The sequence below is a fragment of the Endozoicomonas sp. ONNA2 genome (assembly GCF_024606365.1).
GTDB lineage: Bacteria > Pseudomonadota > Gammaproteobacteria > Pseudomonadales > Endozoicomonadaceae > Endozoicomonas.
Genome location: NZ_JAHHPO010000034.1, coordinates 1 through 4238, shown reverse-complemented (window position 1 = coordinate 4238; position 4238 = coordinate 1). Strand labels below are relative to the sequence as shown.

2 protein-coding genes and 2 pseudogenes are annotated in these 4238 nt (G+C 52.0%); 1 reads left to right on the top strand and 3 read right to left on the bottom strand.

Annotated elements, in window-relative coordinates; all coding sequences use genetic code 11:
• On the top strand, positions 1-823 hold an 823-nt coding region (locus tag KDK14_RS00435), incomplete at its 5' end, for a C2H2-type zinc finger protein (protein WP_257263043.1).
• 109 nt (positions 824-932) lie between these two features.
• Here the strand turns inward: KDK14_RS00435 and KDK14_RS00430 are convergent.
• The 3 genes and pseudogenes from KDK14_RS00430 to KDK14_RS00425 all read right to left on the bottom strand — a co-directional run.
• Complete coding sequence (locus KDK14_RS00430) at positions 933-3134, bottom strand: hypothetical protein (protein ID WP_257263042.1); 2202 nt, start codon at positions 3132-3134, stop codon at positions 933-935.
• A 180-nt stretch (positions 3135-3314) separates the two neighbouring features.
• Positions 3315-3437, bottom strand: a pseudogene (locus tag KDK14_RS21560) (hypothetical protein); the annotation flags it as partial.
• A 290-nt stretch (positions 3438-3727) separates the two neighbouring features.
• Positions 3728-4054, bottom strand: a pseudogene (locus KDK14_RS00425) (helix-turn-helix domain-containing protein); the annotation flags it as partial.
• Between the last annotated feature and the right edge of the window lie 184 nt (positions 4055-4238).

Below are 4238 nucleotides of genomic sequence, written 5' to 3'. Positions count from 1 at the left end.
CAAAAAAGTGCAAGCACTTGACCCCGTCGGTGTTGGCTATGTATCGGAGATGATGAAACAACAACAAAATAGTGGTTTTGATTCCTCCAGCTGGTCAGAAACGGGCAAGCTTGCGCCATTATTTCCTGAAATTGATGATCTTGACTGTGCCTTCGAAGACAACGAAGGGAGCAATCGTCCACTCTCTTTGCAGCAGGAAAATTGTGATGAATCCGGAAATGGCGATATTTTCACAGAAACACAAATCAATGAACCGGATGCTCAAACAGAAAATGCAGCAAAGGTATTGCCCACTGTCAAGAAGTCTTTTCAGTGTGATCAATGCAAGAAGATCTTTAGTCTAAAGAGAAATCTGAAAAGACACATCCTCACCCACACCGGCGAGAAGCCCTTTAAGTGTACGGTGTGCGACAAGAGTTTCAATCAACCCGATAACCTGAAAACACATGTCCGCATCCACACCGGTGAAAGGCCCTATAAGTGTGAAGTGTGCCACAAGAGCTTTATCCGAAGATATGTATTGAAAAAACATGTCCGCATCCACACCGGCGCCAAGCCCTTTAAGTGTAAAGTGTGCGACAAGGGATTCATTCAATCCAGCGGCCTGAAAAAACATGCCTACCTCCACACCGGCGACAGGCCTTATAAGTGTGAGGTGTGTAAAAAGAGCTATCCATTCAAAAACTCGCTAAATAGGCACTTAAAATCTCAAGGCCATTTGCTCAAACAGACTCAACTGTTATCAATCGAACCGTCAGGAAACACTGGTCACTGTGATACGAAAATGCTGACACTTCCCGCCCATGCGGACGAGGGATCTTGATCGCTCAAGAACGTTTCTGTTTCATAATTTCCCGCCATCCTCGCTTGGATGCGGGCTATTTCCGGACAGCCACTTGAGCGGACGATATTCCCGGGCAGGCGCCTGGTTACTATAACGTCTTCTTCGATATTAACGACACCTTCTGGTTATCGCCCTGTGCAGGATCGACCAATGATCTCTGGTGGCGTTGTATATCGTCGGACCCGCGCCCGGGATTACTGCCCCCCTGCCTCTGGCCGGCAGAATGGTGCCCCGTAGCCCTGGACGATGCCCTGTGGGAATAATAGCGATAGAGGCACAAACCAACGCCAATCAGCAAAAAGAGTACTCCGCCCAGGGCGATTCCGGCCATGGCAGCGTTAGTCAGCCCTGAAGCCCGGGAGTCACCACTCTTGCCGGAGATGGGTGGGATTATTGTTGCGGTGGCAGGGCATAATCCAAACTCATGGGTATTACTTCTGATCAGTGCCGCAAAATTATCATCCGGTCGGCAATCCGGTGCCAACAGTGGATGGCCAATGCCTGCACATAAGTTATCGGGGCTGAAGTCACAACCGTGGGCGGTATTGTTCTGCCGGTGACCATTAATACGGACATTACAGATATTGGGGGCAGGCCCACCAGAGACATCAGCTTCTCCGTAGCCGGTCAGGCTATCGACCTCGCAGTTTATCCCGGTGGTTCTGGCAATGGGGAATTGAGAGTGAGGTCTTCCTACTCCGAGGCCAGCATTGGCATCCTTCCCGGAGGTTGCCACTGTGCAGTTCAGGGCAGTGGTGTTGGCAATCTTGATATCATCAAGGTCGTATCCAGCACCGACTCTGCCCGCCGCGATACCTGCGTCCCCGTCCTGGCCGGAGGTTGTCACATTACAGTTCACCGCGGTGGTGTTGGCAACGGTTATTGGACCAATAATAGGCCACCCCGCACCAATGCCTGCCCTTCCCTCACTACCGGAAGTTGCCACGGTACAGTTCACTGCTGTGGTGTCGGTAACCGTGCCACCAAGAGCTTCACCCACGCCAATACCTGCGTATCCCTGCTTGCCAGAGGTTACCAGCCGACAGTTCACCGCAGTGGTGTCAGCAACCGTGTCAAAGGCACGGGCCATACCTGCGCCGATGCCTGCACACGAATAGATATCTGTACCAAGGTTGATAATTTCGCAGTTTACCGCCGTGGTGTTGGTAACCTTGCCCTCAAGCGAAAGATACCCTGCACCCACAGCTGAAGGGCCGTCGGAATTGGTCACTTTACAGTTTACTGCTGTAGTGTTGGCAACCGTGCCACGATAATTATTATGGAAGCCTACGCCAATGCCTGCTCCGCGGCTGCCGGCGGTGATCACCTGACAGTCCACCGCCGTGGTATTGGCAACCGTACCATGACCATCACGAAGGTCCCCCTCTTCGCGACCTTCAATAAAGTCCCCTGCACCAATGCCTGCTGGCTGGCATTGAGCAGTGGTCACGGTGCAGTTTACGGCGGTGGTGTCGGCAACCATGCCGCTACCATGAAGTGTTCCGGCGCCAATGCCTGCTGCCCCTGCCTCGTCACCAGAGACTACTACTTCGCAGTTCACTGCGGTGGTGTTGACCACCGTTCCCCAGACATCCCCTCCGGCAATCCCCGCATGGTCACTCAGGGCCTCTACACGGGCATTGATAACATAGATATTTCTGACCATGGCATCGTCTGAAATTGTACAGGCCGCCACCGCCACCGGACCTTTGGACCTTATATTGGCATCGTAAAAAATCAGGCCATCGACCTCGCCTTCATCGCCCAATCTTTTCATCAGGCAATTGGCAAGGTTGCAGACAGTCCCGTTTTCGTGACGCAGGATGCCGGTAAACGGATGAGTGTCATTACCAATGGGCTCAGGCAACTGCCTGCCATCAATATACCCAGTCTGCCGGTATTTGCCATTGAGTGGGAATTTTGGATCATGGCCAATCTTGCGCAGGGTTTCGGCATCTGCCACCGCAATCCACAGGTCACTGTTACGGTTGGTGGTTGGTGCGCTGCAAGCAGTGGCACGATCGGACGGTACCCCCAGCACCGCCGCGGCATTTGGCCGCTGGCAAGTGCGTGTCAGGCTGGCGGTTTTACGCTGCTGCAGCGATGGATTCTGTTGCGTGTTTTCGTCATTTGCCGGGGTTTTATCCCGGGTATTGTCCGATAAAAGCGGTTCTGCACCGGATGCCCCGGATACGTTCAGACTGCCCCATCGTCCCTGTGGCTCTGCAGATGCCATGGTTGCAGGCCCCCAGTCGCCTGCAGTGCCTGGCACGGTGTATGGCTGTATCAAAACGACTACCTCATAATGCATTGATTATTGTGTGGTTTAGCTGCTGTTCAGCGGAGAATCTGCAGGAAAAGAACCTGTGATACTTTTGACACTCACCGACCTGTCCGGCAAGGCTTCCTGAATCGCTGCAAAAACCTTCCTGCTCCGTCACACCTTTCCTGGATAGCGGCTGTTAAGCTGCTATCCCCGTTCCAGTCCGGGCGGCCCCGTTGCTCCGCAGGCCAGGGGCCCCCGACTAACCGCGGTTTTGATATTCCTGGCTGCGTTTATGTCCCTGTCGTGATGGACATTGCACTCAGGGCAATCTCATTGACGAATAGACAACGTCAGGCTTTCATGGACAAACCCGCAGCAGGAGCAAAGCCTGGAACCGGGAAAGAATCGGCCTGTTTCAACCACAGTAGGAACTGCCTTTATGCCCTTCGGGTGCATTCAGACTTGTGCTTCAGTTGTCGGATAAACCCTCCCCGGTTGGCATCAGCGATACGTTTTGCCAGCTTTGGATTCCTGATGGGGCGGCTTTCCGTCATGCCTTTCACAATCAACGACTACGAGCTATGGATGGAGTATTCCGCAACAATTAATTAATCAGGTTAGTCCGGTTCGTGAAATGAGTAATAATGATTTGAATTATATTCATGACTTTTTAACGCGGATATTTCATGGCAGGACTGCCAGCCGGAGTATTTTGATTTGAACCGTGGGAATTTCGCCCGACCTTGAAAAAAGTTAGTGAATGCAGTTTCAAGGTTGGCCAGTGAAGTCAACAGGCTTTGGCTATTCACTTCCGTCAGCCACTCCTTATCGGCTTTTTTGCTGGCAACCACCATATCCTGAATCTGACGCTTTGACAGGCTTTTCCCGGTTTCCTTGTAGTGTTTGTCCTTTTCAGACAAAGCCCAGTTATAGACAAACCGAGCGCAACTTGAAAACTGTCACCAGTCGGCTTATCAGGAAGAAGTTTTCGTAACACTTGAAAGCGTACTACTGGAAGCCAGTACTTTGGACAAGGGCATAAGTAGTTAACCAAATGAAATCATATTTTCTGGCTAAGTGGCCAGTCACTCTGCTGCGTTGCAACTCCGGTCACATAGCTGGGGCTAT